19 protein-coding genes and 1 pseudogene are annotated in these 23,058 nt (G+C 39.1%); 13 read left to right on the plus strand and 7 right to left on the minus strand.

What is annotated here, in order from left to right; genetic code table 11:
- Positions 1-12: 12 nt before the first annotated feature.
- Together ACFQZ9_RS21210 and ACFQZ9_RS21215 are read left to right on the plus strand one after the other, a co-directional pair.
- A complete protein-coding gene (locus ACFQZ9_RS21210; RefSeq protein ID WP_498945255.1) occupies positions 13-1,497 on the plus strand; it encodes an aldehyde dehydrogenase family protein in 1,485 nt (494 codons plus the stop codon).
- Between the two features lie 601 nt (positions 1,498-2,098).
- A complete protein-coding gene (locus tag ACFQZ9_RS21215; protein WP_498945256.1) occupies positions 2,099-3,706 on the plus strand; it encodes an APC family permease in 1,608 nt (535 codons plus the stop codon).
- Positions 3,707-3,972: 266 nt separating this feature from the next.
- Here the strand turns inward: ACFQZ9_RS21215 and ACFQZ9_RS21220 are convergent.
- Together ACFQZ9_RS21220 and ACFQZ9_RS21225 are read right to left on the minus strand one after the other, a co-directional pair.
- A pseudogene (locus ACFQZ9_RS21220) lies at positions 3,973-4,209 on the minus strand (Imm3 family immunity protein); the annotation flags it as partial.
- Entirely contained in the window at positions 4,187-4,447 is a 261-nt protein-coding gene (locus ACFQZ9_RS21225; protein ID WP_498945257.1) for a hypothetical protein, read from the minus strand. The gene ACFQZ9_RS21225 and the pseudogene ACFQZ9_RS21220, both read right to left, overlap by 23 nt.
- Positions 4,448-4,659: 212 nt before the next feature.
- Here ACFQZ9_RS21225 and ACFQZ9_RS21230 point away from each other — a divergent pair, with 212 nt between their 5' ends.
- The gene (locus ACFQZ9_RS21230; RefSeq protein WP_429741705.1) at positions 4,660-4,980 is read left to right on the plus strand and encodes a YbjQ family protein; all 321 of its coding nucleotides are present in this window, start codon (positions 4,660-4,662) and stop codon (positions 4,978-4,980) included.
- A 3-nt stretch (positions 4,981-4,983) separates the two neighbouring features.
- On the plus strand, positions 4,984-5,208 hold the full coding sequence (locus tag ACFQZ9_RS21235; RefSeq protein WP_429741703.1) for a hypothetical protein: 225 nt from the start codon (positions 4,984-4,986) through the stop codon (positions 5,206-5,208).
- Between the two features lie 110 nt (positions 5,209-5,318).
- On the opposite strand, the gene ACFQZ9_RS21240 is transcribed toward ACFQZ9_RS21235, so the two are convergent.
- Positions 5,319-6,518, minus strand: a complete 1,200-nt coding sequence (locus tag ACFQZ9_RS21240; RefSeq protein WP_498945258.1) for a CynX/NimT family MFS transporter — start codon at positions 6,516-6,518, stop codon at positions 5,319-5,321.
- 529 nt (positions 6,519-7,047) lie between these two features.
- Positions 7,048-8,097, minus strand: a complete 1,050-nt coding sequence (locus tag ACFQZ9_RS21245) for an NAD(P)/FAD-dependent oxidoreductase (RefSeq protein WP_498945260.1) — start codon at positions 8,095-8,097, stop codon at positions 7,048-7,050.
- Positions 8,098-8,324: 227 nt separating this feature from the next.
- On the opposite strand from ACFQZ9_RS21245, the gene ACFQZ9_RS21250 reads away from it, so the two are divergent.
- The 5 genes from ACFQZ9_RS21250 to nagZ all read left to right on the plus strand — a co-directional run bounded on the left by ACFQZ9_RS21250 (position 8,325) and on the right by nagZ (position 14,129).
- Entirely contained in the window at positions 8,325-9,170 is an 846-nt protein-coding gene (locus tag ACFQZ9_RS21250) for an ABC transporter ATP-binding protein (RefSeq protein WP_498945261.1), read from the plus strand.
- Positions 9,121-10,035: an iron-hydroxamate ABC transporter substrate-binding protein gene (locus ACFQZ9_RS21255; RefSeq protein ID WP_498945262.1), complete on the plus strand. Its 915-nt coding sequence runs from the start codon at positions 9,121-9,123 to the stop codon at positions 10,033-10,035. The genes ACFQZ9_RS21250 and ACFQZ9_RS21255 overlap by 50 nt, the downstream gene beginning before the upstream one ends.
- A 58-nt stretch (positions 10,036-10,093) precedes the next feature.
- Positions 10,094-11,092 (plus strand): FecCD family ABC transporter permease, encoded by a 999-nt coding sequence (locus ACFQZ9_RS21260; protein ID WP_498945263.1) that lies wholly within the window; start codon positions 10,094-10,096, stop codon positions 11,090-11,092.
- A complete protein-coding gene (locus ACFQZ9_RS21265) occupies positions 11,089-12,096 on the plus strand; it encodes a FecCD family ABC transporter permease (protein WP_498945264.1) in 1,008 nt (335 codons plus the stop codon). Before ACFQZ9_RS21260 ends, ACFQZ9_RS21265 begins: the two co-directional genes overlap by 4 nt.
- Positions 12,097-12,299: 203 nt before the next feature.
- Positions 12,300-14,129 carry a beta-N-acetylhexosaminidase gene (gene nagZ / locus ACFQZ9_RS21270; protein ID WP_498945265.1) on the plus strand — a complete coding sequence of 610 codons (1,830 nt, stop codon included), beginning with the start codon at positions 12,300-12,302 and terminating at the stop codon, positions 14,127-14,129.
- 324 nt (positions 14,130-14,453) lie between these two features.
- Here nagZ and ACFQZ9_RS21275 read toward each other — a convergent pair whose 3' ends face one another.
- A complete protein-coding gene (locus ACFQZ9_RS21275; RefSeq protein WP_498945266.1) occupies positions 14,454-15,332 on the minus strand; it encodes a Cof-type HAD-IIB family hydrolase in 879 nt (292 codons plus the stop codon).
- Positions 15,325-16,101, minus strand: a complete 777-nt coding sequence (locus ACFQZ9_RS21280; protein WP_498945267.1) for a DeoR/GlpR family DNA-binding transcription regulator — start codon at positions 16,099-16,101, stop codon at positions 15,325-15,327. Before ACFQZ9_RS21280 ends, ACFQZ9_RS21275 begins: the two co-directional genes overlap by 8 nt.
- 218 nt (positions 16,102-16,319) lie before the next feature.
- On the opposite strand from ACFQZ9_RS21280, the gene ACFQZ9_RS21285 reads away from it, so the two are divergent.
- From ACFQZ9_RS21285 to ACFQZ9_RS21300, 4 genes are all read left to right on the plus strand, one after another.
- Positions 16,320-17,177 carry a MerR family transcriptional regulator gene (locus ACFQZ9_RS21285; RefSeq protein WP_498945268.1) on the plus strand — a complete coding sequence of 286 codons (858 nt, stop codon included), beginning with the start codon at positions 16,320-16,322 and terminating at the stop codon, positions 17,175-17,177.
- Positions 17,178-17,407: 230 nt separating this feature from the next.
- Complete coding sequence (locus tag ACFQZ9_RS21290; RefSeq protein WP_498945269.1) at positions 17,408-18,754, plus strand: APC family permease; 1,347 nt, start codon at positions 17,408-17,410, stop codon at positions 18,752-18,754.
- 39 nt (positions 18,755-18,793) lie between these two features.
- Positions 18,794-20,425 (plus strand): amidohydrolase, encoded by a 1,632-nt coding sequence (locus ACFQZ9_RS21295; RefSeq protein WP_498945271.1) that lies wholly within the window; start codon positions 18,794-18,796, stop codon positions 20,423-20,425.
- Positions 20,426-20,640: 215 nt separating this feature from the next.
- Positions 20,641-21,483, plus strand: coding sequence for a YitT family protein (locus tag ACFQZ9_RS21300; RefSeq protein ID WP_498945272.1), 843 nt, complete (start codon positions 20,641-20,643; stop codon positions 21,481-21,483).
- A 214-nt stretch (positions 21,484-21,697) separates the two neighbouring features.
- Here the strand turns inward: ACFQZ9_RS21300 and ACFQZ9_RS21305 are convergent, their stop codons facing one another.
- On the minus strand, positions 21,698-23,032 hold the full coding sequence (locus tag ACFQZ9_RS21305; protein ID WP_498945274.1) for an APC family permease: 1,335 nt from the start codon (positions 23,030-23,032) through the stop codon (positions 21,698-21,700).
- Between the last annotated feature and the right edge of the window lie 26 nt (positions 23,033-23,058).

The raw sequence follows: 23,058 nt of genomic DNA on the forward strand, positions 1-23,058 counted from the left end.
GGGAAACAATTAATGCAAACCACTTTAATTGAACTAAAACCAAAGGTAAAAGAATTTTTAGGAGGAAAAATTGAATTATTTATAAATGGAAAATTTGTACCATCGGTAACTGGAAAAACTTTTGAAACATTGAATCCGGCGACTGAAGAAGTACTTGCTGTAGTGAGTGAGGCTCGGGAAGAAGATATTAATTTAGCAGTAAAATCCGCGAGGAAAGCATTTGAAGCAGGCCCATGGCCAGACCTCAGTGCGGCAGAAAGAGCAAGGTTAATCTATAAATTAGCAGATTTAATAGAAGAAAATCGAGAAGAGCTTGCCCAGGTGGAAGCACTTGATAACGGCAAGCCTTACCAGGTGGCACTCTCGGACGATATTCCGGCAACGGTAGAACAATTCCGCTACTATGCCGGTTGGGCGACCAAAATCCTTGGACAAACAGTTCCAATCTCTAAAGACTATTTAAACTATACCAGACATGAACCCATTGGGGTGGTCGGCCAAATTATTCCCTGGAACTATCCGCTTACAATGGCATCCTGGAAAATGGGCGCAGCACTTGCAACAGGATGTACGATTGTATTAAAACCTGCAGAACAGACGCCATTATCAGCCTTATATTTAGCCAATCTAGTACAAGAAGCCGGTTTCCCTGATGGGGTAGTGAATATTGTTCCTGGATTCGGCCAAACAGCAGGAGCTGCCATAGTGAATCATGAAGATGTCGACAAAGTTGCCTTTACCGGTTCAACGGTTACAGGTAAATATATTATGAAGCAGGCTGCTGACACCATTAAAAATATCACCTTAGAGCTAGGCGGGAAGTCACCTAATATTATTTTAGAGGATGCCGACCTTGAAGAAGCTATTACTGGGGCCTTCAATGGAATCATGTATAACCATGGACAAAACTGTAGTGCGGGATCCCGTGTGTATGTCCATAGAAAACACTATAATAGTGTAGTCGAAGAGCTCGCCAAAAGGGCTAATGATGTAAAACTTGGCGCAGGTATGGATCAAGAATCAGAAATGGGGCCACTCGTTTCGAAAAGGCAGCTTGAACGCGTACTTAGTTACATTGAAAAAGGCAAAGCAGAAGGTGCAAGGGCAGCAGCCGGCGGCGAAAAAGCTTTTAATAAAGGATATTTTGTACAGCCAACTGTTTTCGCTGATGTTACCGATGACATGATCATTGCCAAGGAAGAAATTTTTGGACCAGTGGTAGTCGTTTTGCCGTTTGATACCGTTGATGAGGTGATTGAAAAAGCAAACAACACTCCATATGGACTTGCAGCAGGTGTTTGGACAAAGGACATCAAAACTGCGCTAAAGGTATCAAATAAATTAAAAGCGGGAACCGTTTGGATCAATGACTATAATTTAGAGGATCCTGCCGCAGCATTTGGGGGTTACAAACAATCCGGAATTGGACGAGAAATGGGTTCTTATGCACTCAATAACTATACAGAAGTGAAGAGTGTTTGGGTAAATATAAAATAAATTGGGAACTTAGTAGACTTAAATTGTAGTTATTTCAAATGTCTGCGGAAAGATCATATGGAACAGGGCTGTCCGTGGCTAAGATGGTTTATGTTCAAAATTTGCAAAAAAAGAAAGGAAGCAGGATTTTAGTGTTTACATATGGGGGAAATGACCACGCAGCTAAGGTTTTCGACATCCAAGGTTGTTCTAACGGTTAAACCATCATGAGAAATGAAATAAATGTCTTGGAACAACATGGTTAAATCAGATCTTATTTTTTCCATTATCGTTCCCACTGTAAAAGTAGCTTGATAACGACATTTTTTTCACTGAAAAAGTGTATGTTTACGTGTCTTTGTCTCGAAATAAGCATCATAACCACATTTCTGACAACAATAACCATGCTCGCTTCAATAAAAATAAATGATCATGGCAAGCTTTCAGTTGAAAGATGTTTTTAGAAAAGAAATCAGGCTCATTTGTTGGTATTTGGTCATTTTAAAAACCTCTCAAGAAGCGTTTGTTTGTAACCATTATGCCAAACAATCGTTCTTGACAAACATCATTCTGATTAAAGGGAATAATCATTAAAAGTAATAATTATGGGAGAGTGAAGTTGGTGTCAAGCAAAGGTAAATTTAAGAAACAGCTTTCTTTGTCGGATCTTACATTTATTGGTTTTGGGGCGATATTTGGATCAGGTTGGCTTTTTTCCGCGAGCCATGTAGGTGCACTTGCCGGCCCTGGAGGAATACTTTCTTGGATTATTGGCGGAATTGCCATTCTTTTACTAGGTTTGGTTTACTGTGAACTTGGTGCAGCAATTCCCCGTGCCGGAGGAATTGTTCGCTATCCGGCTTATTCCCATGGACCATTAATCGGGTATCTAATTGGTTCGATCACGGTTATTGCATACTCAAGTTTGATTGCGATTGAAGTTGAAGCCGGGCGCCAATATGCTGCAGCCTGGTTCCCAAGTTTAACGAAAGCAGGATCAAGTTCACCAACCATTACAGGATGGCTTTTTCAGTTTGCCTTATTATGTATCTTTTTCCTCTTAAACTATTGGAGTGTTAAAACATTTGCGAAGTCAAATATGATTATCACAATCTTTAAATTCCTTGTCCCTACCCTTACAATCATTGTTTTGTTAACACATTTCAAATCAGCCAACTTTTCGGTTGCCGGATTTGCACCGTCAGGATTTCAAGGAATTCAAGGTGCAATTTCTATCGGGGGCGTTATCTTTGCCTATTTAGGTTTAACCCCAATCGTGGCTGTTGCCAGTGAGGCCAAAAACCCACAACGCACAATACCGATTGCATTAATTTTGTCCGTCGTTTTATCAACTATAGTATACGTTTTATTGCAAGTCGCATTCCTTGGCAGTATTCCAACGGATATGTTGAAAAATGGGTGGTCTGGCATTGATAAAGCATTCAGCCTACCATTCAAAGATATTGCTACTGTTCTAGGGCTTTGGTGGCTGGGTGTTTTCATTGTTTCCGATGCCATCATTTCTCCTAGTGGAACGGCAAATATTTATATGTCTACCACTCCTCGTACTATTTACGGTTGGGCACGCGGTGGAACATTATTTAAAATTTTTACAAAGGTTGATGAAAAGTCGGGGATTCCTCGTCCAGCTGTTTGGTTATCTTTTGTCTTGTCGATTTTCTGGACATTGCCATTCCCATCATGGGATACTTTGATCAGTGTCGTTTCTGCTGCACTTGTTTTCAGTTATGCCATAGCGCCAATTTGTGCAGGAGCTTTCCGTAATAATGCTCCTGACCTGAAACGTCCATTCTACTTAAAAGGAATGAGTATTCTTGGGCCGCTGTCATTTATGATTGCGTCGCTGATTGTTTACTGGTCAGGCTGGAGTACTATTTCCTGGCTGTTTGGTTCCCAGATTCTAATGTTTGTTGTCTATTTATTCTTCAAAAAATGGGTTCCAACTAATTTAGTAAGTTTTGCACAGCAAATTAAATCTTCTTTATGGCTTATATTCTATTATGCATGTATGATGGTTGTTTCTGGTTTAGGGGTATTTGGAGGAAATGGTACTCTTCAACAACCTTGGGATCTTATCATTACCGCAATCATTTCCCTTGTGGCCTATTACTGGGGAACCACCGCATGTTTACCAAAAGCAATTATTGATGATGATGAAGTTGAAAGCGATTCATCTGTTTCTGTCTCGAGTACAAAATATGTAGGATAAACATACTGATTATATTCATTTAAAAATTAGAAAGGCTAATTTAATAGTTAGCCTTTTATTTTTTTCTTTAAACAACTATCATCCTAAAAAGTTAAGTAAAAGTTGAAATTGTGGTCACCGCTACATATTAGTTCTTTTTATTACTCGTGACACCACATAGTTGACTGTAGAGGAGTGGTTAGGCTAAATCCATTCCATAAAACGGAATAGATAATATTATATTAAATTTAAATCTAAAAACTAAAAATAACTCAAAATCTAGTCCTGTTAAATTTGCTTAATCTCTTTGTTATACCTTCAACATAACCAATAAAAACTTTATCATGTGTGATTAAAATTTCTCCAATAGCTGTATCAACTATAAAATCTTCTATTCTCCCAAGATTTATATATTCAATAAATGTTCTAGCTATTGCATATTCATGTCCTCTATTCAGGATTAAAAAATCATTATAGTCCTCATTAATTGCCTCAAATAATTCATCGTATTCCCAATCTTCCATTAAAATCACTCCTATGAATGTTAGTTGAATAGACAGGGAGGACGAGTTCATTCTCTATTTCTATATATTTTAGAAAAAGTGAAGGTCCATCGTCATCCTGGTTAGGTTCGATATCTGCAGTTCTACCTAGAACAATTAGTTCGAACTCTAAAAATGCTTGATAAAAGTGAAAGCGCATTTCTGGCTTATCGATTACCGTAGCAAGGATTGCATCAAATGAATTTGTCTCATTATCCATAAAACTTCTCCACTAAGAAGAATACATCTTCCTAACTTTTAATATAGAGAAATAATTATCAATTTCCAACGAGCCATTTGCCTATAAATATTAGGGTGACTCCCCTTGTTTTAGGACAAATTTTCCAGGATATCGTAAAAGTGATGGCATTTTCTATTCTTAGCAAAGTAAAATAAACTTGTAGGACCAATTTTAAAAGGGGGCAGATTTATATGAACATCGTAACTACCGAGAATATTGCGAATCATAAAATTACAGAAGTGATTGGACCGGTATTTGGATTAACCGTAAGGGCGAGAGGAATTGGTAAGGATATCATGGCTTCTCTTAAGGGGCTAGTGGGTGGAGAAATTAATCAGTATACAGAGATGCTCGAAGATGCTAGAAAACAAGCAATCGATCGTATGGTGAAAAACGCGCAGGCAATGGGGGCGAATGCAATTATTATGATGCGCTTCGACTCTGGTGAAATCGGTCAAAATATGAGTGAAATCGTTGCATATGGAACAGCTGTTATTGCGGAAAAGGAATAGACGATGAAATGGATTTTGGGTTATTACGGTATCCAACTCGTCATTCTTATTATTTTAATCATCGGTTCCTGGTTGATCTGGGACCGCCGCTTTAAAACGAAGCATGGACAACAAGTGCCTAAGGGCTTCGTCCGTACGAATGAGGTCTCAATCGATCCAACTACAAATAAAAGATTAGTTGTTTACTTTAATCCGGAAACCGGTGAGCGATTTTATAAGGAAGAATAAGGTGAGGGGACGATCTCAGCTTATAATTATTAAAAGGTATCCCCAGAAAAACGAATTGGAGATACCTTTTGCACTTTAGCTATAAAATTACTTATAATAAGTTTTAGCCATTACACATACCGATTCCGGCCGGATAGCATTCCAAATGTCATCTGAATGACAGAAACAATAATGAGAGTGATGAGTGGGATGGTCCACATATGGGTTTGGTCATATAAAAACCCAATAAATAACGGTCCGATTGCGGCAAGAATATAACCGGTTGATTGAGCCATTCCCGATAAATCGGCAGCTTGGGCAGCACTACGGGCACGAAGGCCGATATAGCTAAGGGCTAATGGAAAGCTTCCTCCCAAGGCAACTCCGATTAAAATGATACTGATGATTAAAATCGGATAGGATGAGCCAAAGAGTAATCCTGTAAAGCCGACTAAAGCACTCATACCTAACCCGAAGGAAATACCAACTTGTGAACGAAACCGCCCTGCCATAACAGGGACGAAGAAACTGGCCGGTAATCCCACGAGTTGGGTGAAGGAAAGGAGCCAACCTGCTGTTTCAACGCTGATACCGTGACTGTGTAGGATTTCAGGCAGCCAAGAAATCGTTACATAAAATAAAAAGGATTGAAACCCCATAAAAATGGCGATTTGCCAGGCAAGTTTTGAACGCCAGATTCTATTTGAACTGGGAGTTACTTTTCTGACGGTATTCTGACTTCCTTGATTAAATTTGACAAGAAAGCTCCAAAGCAAGATGGCTACAATAGCTGGAATTCCCCAAACAATTAAGGCTCCCTGCCAGCCAAGGTTTAATCCCGTTGCTAATGGGACACTTACTCCGGATGCTAATGATGCAACAAATCCCATGGAAGTAGAATAAACACTTGTCATCAGACCAAATTTTTGCGGGAACTTATCCTTTGCAACAGCTGGCAAAAGCACATTTCCAATCGCAATACCCATCCCGGCCAAAAGAGTTCCGGCAAAGAGAAAAAATGTCACGGGGATCACCCGAATACTAATCCCGATTAAAAGGGAAATCAAACCAATGAGAAGAGTTTTTTCATTTGAAAATCGATTGGCTAATTTCGGAACAATCGGGGACATGACGGCAAAAATGACGAGCGGTAAACTCATTAACAGGCCTGCGCTCCAATGGGCAAGTCCGACATCTTTCTGGATCATTCCAATTAATGGTCCAACAGAGGTAATGGCCGGCCGCAAATTAAAGGCGACAAGGATAATCCCGGTAACGAGGAAAAAAAGATAAGACGATTTCGTCTGAGTAGTAGAATTTGTTAATTCCATTTATTTACTCCTTTCAGGAAAATACACTTTCTAAAGTATATCATAATGAAAGGGGAAATGAAGGTAAGTGTCAGGTATGATAGGGGACAAAATCAGGAGAGAATTTAGGTAAAATGACTCCAACAAGGTGATAGGAGACAAAAGCAGTTGAGTAAAAGTGAAAAGTGTCGCCAAAATTCCGGTAGGAAACAAAATCAGGAGAGTAAACGTGAAAACTGTCTTCAATAAACTTGAATTGGGGACAAAATCAAGCGATTATCATGATATATGTCCCCAATAATTTCTCTTTTCTCTTCATATTAAATTTTGTCGGCTTTTAATTTAGCTATTAAATCCAATATATTGACCCGCTCACTTGTATCGGCTCCTCCTACGCCAAATACCATGGTAGCCACTCATGCTACCCCCACTACCTATACTATATAGAAATATTGTTAATAGAATATGTCATAGATGTTATAAACCTGTTAATCCTTCTTTAAAAAAACATGAAGTAGAGAGAAGGAATATGGGTGAAATCTACTGGAATTTACTTCATCATTTGTTTAACGAATTCCCGATTCCGCTCCTGAAAAACTTCATTATGCGAAGAAACCATCGCCGCTTTAGGGGCGTCCGGCTGAATAAATTGCTTTGCTTTATTAACGGCATTGGCCGCATCTTGGAAAGCACCCGCAATTAAATTAACTTTCCCCTCGTACATCAGAATATCTCCAGCTGCATAAATTCCCTCAATAGATGACTCACATGTCGCATTCCCGGCAATATAAAATTGTTCAGTCCGTTCAATAGGCAATTCACTATGATCTAATAGTGCCACATCTTGTTCATAGCCATGATTGATGATTACCTCATCAATCTCTAAAGAAAAGCTTTCACCCGTTTCCTGATGGGTCAAGCAAACCTGCTCAATCACATCATGCTGGGAGGAAGCAACTAATTTCGTAATCGAGGTATTGAAGAAACAGTGTGCAGAACTGTTTAATAACTGGGAAACCTGCGCTTCATGACCAGATAAGCTGTCCTTCCGATAGGTTAGATAAACTTGTTTGGCAATTGGCACCAACTCATTGGCCCAATCAATCGCCGTATTGCCGCCGCCGGAAATGATGACTGTTTTATTTTTAAAATGGTTTAACGACTTCACGGTATAATTCAAATTTGAAACTTCAAATCTTTCAGCACCTTCAATTTCCAGCTTTTGAGGCTTTAAGATTCCGCTGCCAACGGCCACGATGACAGTTTTTGAAAAATGCATTTTCCCTGAGGCAGTTATTAAAAAGAAAATCCCCGCTTCGTCCCGGCTGATGGACTCCACTTTTTCATTTAAAACGACTTTAGGGTTAAAGGTTAATCCTTGCTGGACAAGCTGTTTCCGTAAGGTTTCCCCGGGGACAGGTGTTAAGCCGCCCACATCCCAAACAATCTTTTCAGGGTAGATATGTAATTTACCGCCTAACTGCGGTTGGAATTCGATGATCTTTGTTTTCATTTCGCGTAATCCACTGTAAAAGGCAGAGTAGAGTCCTGCCGGTCCGCCGCCAATCACGGTTACATCAAATAATTCTTGCTGATTCATTTCCTCACACTCCCAGCAAATAGTTGTGATTGATTATCATTCTCAATTAAACATACACAATTTTTACTTAATTGGCAATAGAGAACATTTTAGGGAGGGGCGAAAGAGGAATCTATGAATTTAGCAATTTTAAAAAATGATTGACACAGGATTTAATTGCCATTAAAGTGGAGTTGTGAAAATGATAATCATTATCAATTATATTTTTTAAAAGGAGGTTACCAAAAATGGTTCGCCTTTATACCAATGAAATCACAATAGGGTACGGAGACCGTGTCATAGTGAAAGATCTCAGTGTTCAAATTCCTGATAGAAAAATCACTACAATCATCGGTTCCAACGGTTGCGGAAAGTCAACTCTGTTAAAAGCCATATCCCGAATTATTCCTCATCAGTCTGGAACCGTAATCCTTGATGGGAAAAATATCTCGCAGGAGAACACGAAGATCCTTGCTAAAAAAATGGCGATACTGCCGCAAACGCAGGAAAGTGCCAGCGGATTAACCGTCGGTGAACTCGTTTCCTATGGACGTTTTCCTTATCAAAAAGGTTTTGGCCGTTTAACCAAAAAGGATATGGAAGTCATTGACTGGGCCCTTGAGGTGACTGGGACTGTAGACTTTAAGTATCGGCCTGTCGATGCATTATCAGGCGGCCAGCGGCAGCGTGTTTGGATTGCGATGGCCCTTGCCCAAGAAACGGAAATCATCTTCCTCGATGAACCAACCACCTATCTGGATATGGCTCACCAGTTAGAGGTTCTAGAACTCTTGCAAAAACTAAATCAGGAACAGGACCGGACGATTGTCATGGTGCTTCATGATTTGAACCAAGCAGCTCGTTTTGCTGATTACTTGATTGCGTTAAAGGACGGGCAAGTCGTGAAGGCGGGGAAGAGTGAAGAGGTTCTTACTTCTCTCGTTTTAAGAAAGGTGTTCAACATTGATGCAGAAATTGGGAAGGATCCAAGAACCAATAAACCAATGTGCATCACGTACAATTTACTAAAAGGAGAAAAGAAAAATGAAAAAGCTGATGATTCCCTTTATTTTAATCTTAGTGCTAATTATTAGTGCCTGCAGTAACTCTACTAAAACAACAACTAACTCGAATTCAAAAGAGAAAGACACGATTACATACCAATCAGAAAATGGACCTGTTGAAGTTCCGGCACATCCGAAACGTGTTGTCGTCCTTTCCTCTTTTGCCGGGAATGTCATGGCGTTAGGTGTTCCGCCTGTCGGAGTGGATTCTTGGTCAAAAATGAACCCGCGTTTCGAGAGTAAGCTGAAAAATGTCGAAGAAGTATCCGATGAAAACTTGGAAAAGATTATTGAATTACACCCGGATTTAATTATTGGATTGTCAACGATGAAAAACGTAGATAAATTGAAAAAAATCGCACCTGTTGTTACTTTTACCTACGGAAAGGTAGATTATCTAACGCAACATGTTGAAATAGGTAAACTATTAAATAAACAAAAAGAAGCACAGGCTTGGGTGGATGACTTCAAGCAGCGGGCAGAAAAAGCCGGTGAAGAAATTCGGGCTAAAATTGGTTCAAACGCAACCGTTTCTGTTGTAGAGAACTTTGATAAGCAGCTTTATGTTTTTGGCGATCACTGGGGACGCGGCACTGAAATTTTATATCAAGCTATGAAGTTAAACATGCCAGAAAAAGTGAAAAAGATGGTTGAAAAAGATGGATACTATGCCTTATCACAGGAAGCACTTCCTGAGTATGCCGGAGATTATCTTATCTTGAGTAAGAATTCAGATACCGACAACTCGTTCCAGGAGACTGATACGTACAAAGAAATTCCGGCTGTCAAAAACAATCATGTTTTTGAAGTGAATGCAAAAGAATTCTATTTCAATGACCCATTAACATTAGATTATCAGCTAGAAACGTTTAAAAAGGACTTTCTAGGAAACTAATTTTTAAAAGAAGGATTCTGTTTGTAGAATTCCTCTTTCTGAAAGATGAGAGATTGTGATGACAAAATCGATTCCTTTTATATACAAGTTAAGCTTATTCCTGTTGGTATTTTTCGCGATGTTTATCGTTTCCATTATGTTGGGGGCGGCAGATACCACGATCAAAGATGTGTGGTTCGCACTAACATCAACCGTGAAGAGTCAAGAGATTTCCCTAATACGTGAGATTCGCCTGCCGCGCGAAATTGCCGCTATCTTTGTGGGAATGGCGCTATCCGTTTCCGGAGCGATTATGCAAGGATTAACAAGAAATCCGCTTGCGGATCCAGGCATGCTGGGGTTAACAGCAGGGGCAAATGCAGCGCTGGCGATCACCATTGCCCTCATTCCGTCCACCAATTATTTTGGAATCATGGTCGCCTGTTTTATTGGTGCCGCAATAGGTTCCATTCTGGTATTTGGAATCGGTGTCATGAAAAAGGGCGGTTTTTCACCGCTCCGGATTGTTTTGGCGGGTACAGCGGTCTCAGCTTTTCTTTACGCGATTTCTGAGGGTGTTGGCATATACTTTAAAATTTCAAAGGATGTTTCGATGTGGACAGCAGGTGGAATGATTGGTACCACCTGGCATCAGCTTCGGGTTATTGTTCCTTTTATTGTCTTGGGAGTTTTACTTTCGCTTTTTCTCTCCAGACAGCTGACGATTCTCAGTTTAAGTGAGGAAGTAGCTGTGGGATTAGGACAAAAAACGGTCTATATTAAATTCGTTCTGTTTCTTGTCATTATCTTGCTTGCTGGTGCATCAGTAGCCCTTGTTGGAAATATGGCCTTTATTGGATTAATGGTTCCACATATTGTTCGTGCAATCGTTGGAACAGATTATCGATTGATTATCCCATTTTCAGCTATTTTAGGGGCGACCTTTATGCTTTTTGCCGATACATTGGGGCGTACGATTAATGCTCCTTTTGAAACACCGGTTGCAGCAATTGTGGCACTCATCGGTTTACCCTTCTTTCTTATGATTGTGCATAAAGGAGGGAACAAGTTCTCATGATTCATCCATTATTACTTAAAAAACAGCGAATCCTGATGGTGGGATTACTCGCTCTGATTTTGCTGACGATTATCATTTCAATCGGAATTGGCTATTCCTCGGTATCATATGATCGTCTGATTCCTACGATCATAGGGCAGGGGACTTTTAAAGAGGAATTTGTTTTATTCTCGATTCGCTTGCCGCGGATACTGATTACGCTATTAGCCGGGATGGCGCTTGCTTTATCCGGTTCTATTTTGCAGGGAATTACCCGCAATGATTTAGCAGAACCGGGAATCATCGGGATTAACCAGGGCGCTGGTGTTGCGATTGCCGTATTCTTTCTGTTTTTTCAAATTGATGTTGGTTCATTTGTGTATGTTCTTCCGCTAGTCGCTTTTATTGGAGCTTTTCTGACAGCAGCTTTGATCTATATCTTTTCTTATAAACGGGGTACAGGTCTACAGCCAGTCCGGTTGGTGCTTGTCGGTGTCGGATTTTCAATGGCTCTTTCAGGTTTGATGATTATTTTGATTTCCTCTGCGGAACGGACGAAAGTGGATTTTATTGCGAGGTGGTTAGCGGGGAATATTTGGGGGACTGATTGGCCGTTTATCTGGGCAATCCTGCCTTGGCTTGTGATTCTCATTCCATTAACCTTGTATAAATCCAATCGCTTGAATATCTTGGGTCTCAGTGAACCGGTTGCGATTGGCGTGGGGATCACGCTTGAAAAAGAGCGGATTGTTTTTCTGAGTATCGCAGTTGCTTTAGCTGCCGCTGCGGTATCGGTTACCGGAGGAATCGCTTTTATTGGTTTGATGGCACCTCATATTGCTAAAGCTATAGTCGGTCCGAGGAACCAATTATTTATCCCGATTGCTATTCTGTTAGGCGGCTGGCTCTTACTCCTAGCTGATACCATCGGACGAAATATCCTTGACCCCGACGGAATTCCGGCCGGGATCATGGTGGCTTTAATTGGTGCGCCTTATTTTATGTATTTGTTATTGAAAAAATAAAGCCAATCTAAAATTTAAGAGGGGATCTATAAAAGGGGGAAACGGCAGCAGTTTACTCCATGGTAAACATGATTCTAAAATAGGTGCATATAAATGGGAAGATAGTCAACAATCCGGGCAAGATGGAGCAAGGTTCAGCAGTTGAATTTAAGCATAAGAAATACTCTTTCTCTTGTCTATATTAAGGAAGAGAGGAATATTTTATGACGAAACCAAGAAATTTCCTGTGGAAACTGCTGATTTTGTCGGTTATTTCTCTAGCTCTTATTCTAGCTGTTGTAATTTTTGTTTTCGGAGGAGATAGAAGTGCGAAGCAGACAGTCAAAAATCCAACGATAACATCACCTCCACCTAGTCAGAAACCCTCCGAATCGGTTCAAGACAATACCTCAAGATTAGATGCATTAGTAAAAGAAACCTTTTCATTGTCTAAGGAAGGAAAAGTAGCAAACTCCCCGTTCATTTCCGGTAAGACTGAAATAAAGGAAGTCAATAATAAATGGGGTGAACCTACCCAAACAACGGAAACGGCAATTGGTATCTACGAAGGGTATGAAAAGCAGCATGTTGTAGTTGGTTACCATGGTGAAATAGTTAATGATATCAGGTCTTATGATTCGGAATTACAAACCATTTCTTTAAATGAGATTAAGAAAGCAGGCGGTGAACCAGATGAGGTTCGGTACTATAAAGATAGTACCCATGACCAAATTATTCTAGTTTATCATGTTACCCCCGTATACGATTTAAAGTGGATTTTACCAAAACTAGCAGATCAGGAGCCGAATCCAAAAGTGGATCATATTTCTGTTTATACCCAAATTAAAAAACAATCGGTTAAACCAAGTCAATCTGACGATCCGAAGTCATCTGATCATCCAAGACAGACTGATAATCAAAATCAATCGGATGATCCAAATCAGTCTTCTCATCAAAATAGTGTCTCAGAAATCATATCTGGTATGAGTTTGGATGAAAAAATTGGGCAGATGATCATCGGGGGTATATCTGGAACGACAGTTGATGCCCATACCAAAAATTTAATATCCCAATACAAAGTTGGCGGATTGATTTTTTACTCTAATAATTTAGTAAACTCTCAACAAACGGTTCAGCTGTTAAATCAAATTAAGTCTGATAATGTTCCTAATCCTATGCCACTTTTGTTAAGTGTTGACCAGGAAGGCGGTAGCGTTTCTAGGCTGCCAGGAGGACTTATTAACTTTCCAACAAATAAGGTAATTGGAGCAATCAATAATACTCAGTTTTCATATAAAATTGGTACCATTTTAGGCAGAGAATTAAAAGGATTTGGATTCAATCTTGATTTTGCTCCTGTTCTGGATATCAACAGTAATCCTAACAACCCAGTAATAGGGGATAGGTCATTCGGAACCAACCCGGAAATTGTAAGTAAACTTGGGATTCAAACCATGAAAGGCATTCAGTCGCAGCATATTATTCCAACGATTAAGCATTTTCCCGGACATGGAGATACAGATATTGATTCACATCTTGAACTTCCCATTGTCAATAAAACTCTAACGCAACTAAAAAAACTTGAGTTAATCCCGTTCGTACGTGCCATCAATAACGGGGCCGATGTTGTAATGGTGGCCCACATCCTATTACCAAAACTGGATGACCAATTTCCGGCTTCCATGTCTAAAAAGATTATGACTGAGATTCTAAGGAAACAACTTAATTTCAAAGGCGTTGTAATTACAGATGATATGACGATGCAGGCAGTCACAAATCATTTCACCATTGGCAGGGCTGCGGTTGAATCAGTCAAGGCTGGCAGCGACATTATTTTAGTAGCCCACGATTATAACAAAATAGTCGAAACCATTTCTTCCTTAAAGACTGCTGTTCAAAAAGGGGAAATTTCCGAACAAAGAATCAATGACAGCGTCAGTCGCATCATTCAATTAAAAATAAAATATGAATTGAATAATGCGAAAGTAGGAAACGTGAATATTGGGGAGATTAATCAGTCAATTAACAAGCTGTTGGATGAGTATATGAAATAAAGGAACGGTATGGCACAATTGAAGAATTTGCAAAAATCGTAACTTTTCTTGAATCAGGCTTAAAGCAATGTATGCATATAAGCCTGATTATTTGTAATTACTCGATATTTGTTTGAAATTGGGATTATAGCCTAAAAAGCAACAATTCATATAAATTTACACCTCAAAAAAACAATGCAATTCAGTTGCGAATTGCATTGTTTTACAGTTTAGAGCCTCCAAAAACGGCTAACCCTTTTCGGGGCACTCAAAAAATATATGCTCAAACCATCATTGTCACGCCGCAAATGCGTTACGCCAATGAGAGTCTAAGTAACTGGTTATTTAGTCTGCGGTAACTGGGATTAATGAATAGATCAAATGCGCAACCCCATCTTCGACATTTGGAAGGGTAACTTCGTCACATAAATCCTTTATTTCTTCAAGGGCATTCCCCATAGCAATACTTTTTCCAGCTGCCCGCATCATGGATAAATCGTTAAAGCTGTCCCCTACAGCGGCAGTATCAGTTAAAGGGATTCCTAACTTGTTAGCTAGAATTTCTAAGGCAATTCCTTTGGAAGCATTCTTATGTTCAAATTCAAAATTGTGTTTTGCAGAGCTTACAATCGTTATATCCTCTAAATACTCAAATTGGCTGCTTCCTTTTTTCAGCTTCTCTTCATGAAAGGAAAATGCAAGAATGTTATAAATATCCTCTTTCATACCAATCAGGTCTTGGTACGATTTAATAAAAGAGAAGCCCGTTTGACTGTACTGTTTCTTAGCCGCATATTTCAGCTTTTCGATGCTTACATCAGGGTTCGCACTTTTCAATCTATCCATTTCAATGGCTAAAAGTTCCCGTCCATTCTGCGGGGTAAAAATTGAATGATTAGTGAATACCTCATAATAGAAGTTCTCATTCTCCAGCCAGCTCAAAATGGTAAGGGCATCCTCAAGATTGATTGCCTTGGAGTGGAGCAATTCTCCATTCGGTTGATGAATGGTGGCCCCATTTGCAGCAATGATCCAAGTTTTCAACCCAGTATCTTTAAAAATCTCTTGAACATCAAAATGAGCACGCCCTGTGGCGATGACTACTTCAACACCATTGGATTGGGCAAATTTAATTGCTTCCAGATTCCTTTGGCTTATACGGTTTTCTTCATTTAGTAAAGTGCCATCCAAATCCACGGCAATTAGTTTTACCACTTTAAACATCTCCTTCTTCAAAATCCGCTGTTAAGATTTCTACATTGTTTTTACTTAATAATTCCCTAAACTCTTTCGCAGGGTTTTTATCGGTAATCAATAGATCAATATCTTGTAAGTCAGCGAATCGAAAAAAATCTGTAATGCCTAGCTTCGTATGGTCTGCTAGCACAATGACCTGTTTTGCTTGCTGAATCATTTTTCTTTTTACGACACCGTCCTCCTCATGGGCGATCGTTAATCCGTTTTCCGAGATACCAACAACTCCGATATAAACTTTATCAACATGGTATTCAGAAAGTTTTTCTACTACAGATGAGCCATAAAGAAATCGATGTTCTTTTTGCAGTGTGCCTCCTAAAAGCTGAATATTTACTTGTGGCTTGGATGATAATACTTCTGCCTGATTGATTGAATTGGTGATGATGGTACAATCGATGTTTTCAATCTGTTCTGCACAAGCTTGAACGGTTGTGGAGGCATCTAAGATTACTTTGTCGTTAGGATAAATTAATGAGGCAGCCATTTTTCCGATTTTCTTTTTTTCTTCTGAAACGATTTGAAGACGTTTTGAATAGTTTTTGACTTCATCATGGACAGATGGAAGAATCGCACCGCCACGAGTACGAACAATCGCTTTTTCTTCCTCAAGCCTGACAAGATCCCTTCTAGCTGTATCCCTAGAAACATCGAACAATGAACAAATTTGATCAACCGAAATCCTGTTATTTTCTTTTAGAAAATCCATGATTGACAATAATCTTTCCTCTTGGAACAACGAACCGCGCCTCCCTTTTAAGTCTCCTTAAGTAATTATACATTAATCATTGTGTGTTTGTAAGTATAAATAAGCGATTTTAAGTAATGTGCCCGATCCCCAAAAATTTTTATCCCTGCTTGATAAAAACTTAGATTGTATACCGAATTTTTCAAATAGTATAATAAACTTATAGTTATTAATTAACTACCGTTAGTTGAGTTGAAGGAGAAAAGGTCATGGAAAATAAGCTAAGTATTGGAGAAATGGCGAAGCTGCGAAATGTAACGGTGGATACATTACGTCACTACGATAAAATTGGATTGCTAAAGCCGTATTACACTGATTCTAATACTGGCTATCGGTATTATTCCATTTATCAGTATGAGGTTCTCGGAACAATAAAGGAATTAAGGAAAATTGGTTTTTCTTTAGAGGAAATCAAGCAATTTTTGACGGATCGTAATGTAAAAAAGTCCGTTCAATTTCTTCAAAAATCAATGAACAATATACAGGAAAAAATAAAAGAATTACAAAATATCCATAAAATCTTGATGACCCGGTTAAATAATATTGAACATTTCACAAATAGTTATCAGAATTCGGATATTGTGATAAAACAATTTGAAGAAAGAGAATACATTCAGCTGGACAGGCCAATAGGCTGGGAGGATAAGGAAAATCTTTATTTTGGACTCTTAGAACTTGAAAATATGGTTGGTGGAGATATACCAGTGTTGGCAAGCAATAAATTTGGTGATTTTATTAAAAAAGAGTACTTTGATGAAATCCGCCTAAACTCTGAGTTTCCCGATAACCTAAGTGCCTATCAATCTCAATTATTTATACTTGTACAGGACGAGGAGCCTAAACAGCCAACACAAAAATTAGAGAAAGGGCAATATATATGTTCCTACTATGGTGGAATTGAACGGGAGAAAATGTTGCCCCAACTCAAAAAGTTGCTTCATTATTGCGATAGCCATGGCTACATTCCAATCGGTGATGCTGTTCAAATTATGCAAGTTGATATCTCTTTGACGGATCAATATGATGAGGCCTATTATGAAATCCAAATTCCTATTCAAAAAAGATAAATTGAAAACAGCCTTCGAATTGATTTTTTCATTTCAAGGCTGTTTTTTTTATTGGACTAGTTGACTCTGGGGTTAGACAAGACTTTATGATATTTTCATACAATTCTGAATGGGGTGATGATTTCCATCATAGAGGCAAAAGGTCTTTATTTGTTGGGGGGATTTTAAAATAGTAGTTTATTTCACTAAGAAGTAAGGACAATTAATAGGCAAATAAGGAGGATTGATCTATGAACCAAACAAGCTCGCCAACTCTAAAGCGTTCTCTATCATTAAAATTTGTTGTGTTCTTTGGTTTAACCTTTATGGCTCCAACGACTATGTTTTCAACATATGGGGTAGCTGTAACAAGTACTAATGGGATGCTCCCCACCGCATATGCGATGGCGCTAATTGTCATGTTATTTACAGCTTATAGCTATGCGGAATTAGTGAAAGCGTTTCCAAATGCAGGGGCAGCTTATACGTTTGCGCAAAAATCGATAAGCCCTCATTTAGGGTTTCTCGTTGGTTGGACCATCATCCTTGATTATGTGTTTAGCCCGATGATCAGTTCCCTTCTCAATGCAATCGCACTGCATGCAATGTTCCCATCCGTTCCAATGTTTGTTTGGATCATTTCATTTATTGTGATTATTACGATTGTCAACATCCTAGGTATTAAATTAGCAGCGAATTTTAATACCATCTTGCTTCTCTTACAAGTTTTTTCGTTTGTACTGTTTCTGGTTTTGTCAATTAAAGGGATTTTTGCAGGAAGAGGAGCAGGGACACTATTTTCAACCGTTCCCTTCTATGATTCTCACATTAAAGTACCAACGCTACTATCTATTATTCCTATTTTATGTTTTTCTTTTTTAGGCTTTGATGCCGTTACTACGTTGTCAGAAGAGACTAAGGAACCTAGGAAAACATTGCCGAGAGCGATTTATATCATCACGCTTATTGGCGGGTTCATGTTTATCTCAGGTACGTATGTTTTGCAACTCATTTATCCAGCGTTTCAGTCTTTTAAAAATCCTGAATCCGCCTATATCGACATTGCGATGTACGTCGGCGGGAACATTTTTACGAGTGTCTTTAATGCAATCGGGCTCACAGCCGCCTTTGCTTCAGCAGTTGCTTCCGGTACGAGCGCCTCTCGTATTCTGTATGCAATGGGAAGGGAGGATGTATTGCCGAAAAAAATCTTTGGCTATCTTTCTCCAAAATACCGCACCCCGGTATTCAATATTTTGATCATTGGTGTGATTGCGTTAAGTGCACTTTTTTTAAATTTAACGACTGCTATATCGCTTATTAATTTTGGAGCGCTGTTCGCCTTTTTCTTTGTGAATCTATCGGTGATTGCTCACTATTTTATACGGAAGAAACAAAGGTCTTTTAAAGGGACGATTCAATATTTGATAATCCCGCTTATTGGGACGGCGCTTATTGGACTGTTGATTACAAAGCTGGACAAACATTCCCTATTATTAGGTGGAACATGGCTTATCATCGGATTTATCTATCTATTAAACTTAACAAAAATGTTTAGGCAACTGCCTCCCGAGCTTGGCTTAGAAGAAGCTCATTAAAGAGGCATTTATCTATATTAATGAAAGGATCGATTGATTATGATTCAACAAGTAGCTGATATGATTATTTCAAGTAATGCCGTTTTTACGGGTCTTACCGACCAGCCTGAACCCGCATCTATTGCCATTAAAGGCAAAAAAATAATTGCGGTCGGTTCCGAGGAAGAAATGAAACACTTCACGGGTGAGAATACGAAAATCCATCAATATAACGACCAACTAATCATGCCAGGATTCCATGATTTCCATCTTCATCTTATGCAGGGGGCCGTTGCCCTTAATGGTGTCGATCTGTTCGCGGCCCGTTCGGAAGAGGAAGCACTGGAAATGATTCGAGAATTCGCTGATGCTAATCCGGAAAATCCATGGGTAATCGGATTTACATGGGATGCAGGTTATTGGGATACGCAAAAATTACCGACCCGTCATTCATTGGATCGGATTCTCCCTGATCGTCCAGCGCTTATGTTTCATGCCGAAATGCATTATGCTTGGGTGAACACAAAGGCATTAGAGATCGCAAATATTAATCGACATACGGAATCCCCTTCTTTCGGCAGGATTGGGAAGGACGACGATGGAGAACCAAATGGCCTCCTCTATGAAGGAGCAACGGATGCGGTCATCCGCCATGCCTATGATTTTACGAGAGAAGAAAAGAATGCTCTATTAACAAATTTCCTTACTCATGCAGCTAGTTTAGGAGTAACGGCTGTCCATGACTTATTTGCATCGGAGTCAATGAATATTATTAATGATTATGGCCTTTTCAAAGAATTTGAAGATAAAGGGGACTTAACAACACGCATTCATTTATGGCCAGTATTAAATGGCGATATAGAGCGCGCCAAACAATTGAGAGATACGTATCAATCGGATAAACTCCGTGTGTCCGGACTGAAACAATTTATTGATGGCGTTATTACTGCCCGTACGGCCTATTTATTAGAACCTTATGCAGATCAACCGGATTCACGTGGTGAGACGACTTTCCCTGCTGAGACGATTAAAAAATGGGTGGCGGATGCAGATAAGGAAGGCTTCAGTATTCGTTTTCATGCGATTGGTGATGGAGCCATCCGTCTAGCTTTAGATGCTTATCAGGAAGCGCAAAAAGTCAACGGCAAACGGGATTCACGTCATTCCATCGAGCATGTAGAGGTAATACATCCGAATGATATCCCTCGTTTTAAGGAGCTGGGTGTTACTGCTTCAATGCAGCCGGATCACTTTGCAATGTCGGAACGGGGTGTTTATACCGACCGAATTGGTATGGAACGGGAAAAGTATGTATTCCCAATCCATACATTAAAGGAAACCGGTGCAAACTTGGCATTTGGAACCGATTTCCCAGTAGACATCCTGAATCCGCTTCTACAAATCTATCGTGCAGTAACGAGAATCGATAGCAGTGGAACAACAGTGTGGCATCCACATGAACGGATTACGCTTGCCGAAGCTTTAAAAGCCTATACCGCCGGACCTGCTTACGGCACATTCCGAGAACATGAATTAGGGACATTGGAAGTAGGGAAACTTGCTGATATTGTCGTCTTGGAAAGAAACATTTTTGAAATACCGTTGGAGGAAATACCTGATACGAAAGTACGGCTAACAGTTGTTGATGGTACAGTGGTTTATGGTCATTCAAAGTCTTTAATTGAAATGTAACATAGATATACAAAAGAGGATTCCGTTACTGTAGGATCCTCTTTTGTATTTAAACCATTGTTAACTAACTATTCAAATATAGATAGTTTATGCAAAATTAAATACCACTGTTAGTTAAATAACCCTAAAAACCAGTAATACCATTTGGCATAAAACATGCATTATTGTTTTAATCAAATCAATATGAAGCTTTAGTCATTGAGGGGTTGAGTTAAATGAAACTTGAAATAAAACCTATCATAGCTATTATCATAGGTTCTGCCATTATGGGTTTTGGCGTTGATTGTTTTAACATAAGTAACGGTTTAACAGAAGGCGGTATTACAGGAATAACCATATTACTGAAATTTATTTTTAATTGGGATCCGGGGTTAGTCAATTTATTGATAAACATTCCGCTTATGTTTCTTGGCTGGAAGACTCTGGGGAGAACTGCCTTTATTTATACGGTAGTGGGAACTGTATCGTTATCTATTTTTCTTAGTGTTTTTGAAAATTTCTCTTTGCCATTACATGATTCATTGCTCGCTTCTCTTTATGCTGGCGTTTCGGTCGGTATTGGATTAGGAATTGTATTTCGTTTTGGCGGAGCCACAGATGGAATTGACATCATCGCCTATCTCTTGAAAAAACACATGGGATGGAGTATTGGACGTACGCTGTTTTTTTCTGATTTAATTGTCGTTGCCATATCGCTTATTTATCTGGATTTGACCCGTGCTATGTATACCCTTGTGGCTGTTTTTATCGGAGCAAAAGTCATTGATTATGTCCAGGAGGCAGCGTATAAAGCCAAGGCCGTAATGATTATATCGAATACAAACATAGAAATTGCGAAGAAAATCACAATGGAAATGGAAAGGGGTGTTACATTACTTAACGGTAAAGGAGGATACACAGGAGAGAGTAAGGAAGTGCTTTATTGTGTGGTTAACAGAAATGAAATAGGGCGACTAAAATTATTGGTGGAGGGAATGGATCCATATGCATTTGTGAGTGTTAATGATGTGTACGAGGTGCTTGGAAGAGGGTTTACCCATAATAACCGCAAACGTTAGATTAATATATTAATGCGATTGGGGAAAATGAAATATTTCGATTGGTTCTAATGGAAGAAGTTAATTTATATTGTCAGCATTTTTATGGAAACAAAAAGCCGTTTTCTCCTAAGCAAAAACGGCTTTTTGTTTATTATTTTTTCATATCCATTAACTTTAAAAATCGGGATCCACCCATTAGTTGGAGATTAGGGCATAGTCACAAATAGTTCTCCTAAGCGGTCACTTTCATTTCTGGCGGTCTGTTTTTAAAGCCTTTAGTTAGGAAAATTAAGTAGACTACTCCGGCAGCCAGCCATATACTCCCTAGAATTTTCGAATGGATATCAAGGTTTACTAGCAGCCAAATATCTAGGACAGCACCGACTAATGGCATAACAAGGTATAATAACGTGCCCTGGAAGGATTGCTTTTTTCTACGGAAAAAGTAATGCGCAATTACAGAGATATTCACACATGTGAAAGCAAGAAAGGCGCCGAAGTTAATAAAAGAAGCTACCAAGTTTAGGCTTAAGACCAATGCAAATAGTGAAAATAGACTAATCATTAAAATGTTATTAACAGGTGTTTTCAATTTTACATTCAAATGACCAAAAAATCTTCTCGGTAATTGACCATCACGACCCATTGCATATAAAACCCGGGCTGCACTTGCCTGCGAAGTCATAGCTGAAACAAAAACACCAACACCAAAAAGTACAAGGAAAGCCCCAGTAAGGAAGCTTCCTCCTACTAATTTGATAATCTCGGAAGAAGCGGAATCTGGATCTTTAAAGGATTGGTAGGCAGGCCAAACGTTTTGAGCTAGATAAGAGACGATAATAAATATCAGACCTCCAACTAGAGTAATGATAAACACAGCCCTAGGTATATTCTTTGTTGGATTGACGATTTCTTCGGAAAATGTCGTAACTGAATCAAAACCCAGGAACGAAAAACAAAGTAGTGAGGCACCAGCTATTAAAAAAGAAAAATGTTCATTAGGATTATAAAAAGGGGCGCTTGTAAAAAGTAATCCCGTCCCTTCACCTTTTAGAATTGACTTAACTGATAAAACGCAAAAAATGATAATAAAACAAATAACTACGACTGTGGCAATGACATTTATAGCATTGGCCAATTTTAGGCCTATAACATTTACACCCGTAACAAGTATTAACATTGCTAGAATCCAAAAATGACTAGGGATTTCCGGAAATGCAGCTGAGAAAAATATACCAAAAAGTAAATAGTTGACCATTGGGATAAATAAGTAGTCTAATAATATCGACCAACCAACCAAGAATCCGATATATGAATTGATAGATTTCTGACAAAATGTGTAGGCTGATCCTGAATAAGGAAATTCTTTTGCCATTTGTCCATAACTATAAGCTGTAAAAAGCATGACACATAAGGAAATTACATAAGACCCCGCAACCATGCCGTGCGACATCTGGGCTGCGATCCCATAGGTACTAAATACTGTGCCGAGTGCCATAAACGAAAACCCAAAAAGTACAACCGGCAGTAAAGTAAGTGAGCGTTGCAGTTTAACACTTTCCTCCATGATTAACCACCCTCTTTATTTATTTC

Source organism: Neobacillus sp. GCM10027624 (assembly GCF_042675345.1).
GTDB classification, from domain to species: domain Bacteria; phylum Bacillota; class Bacilli; order Bacillales; family Cytobacillaceae; genus Neobacillus; species Neobacillus cucumis_D.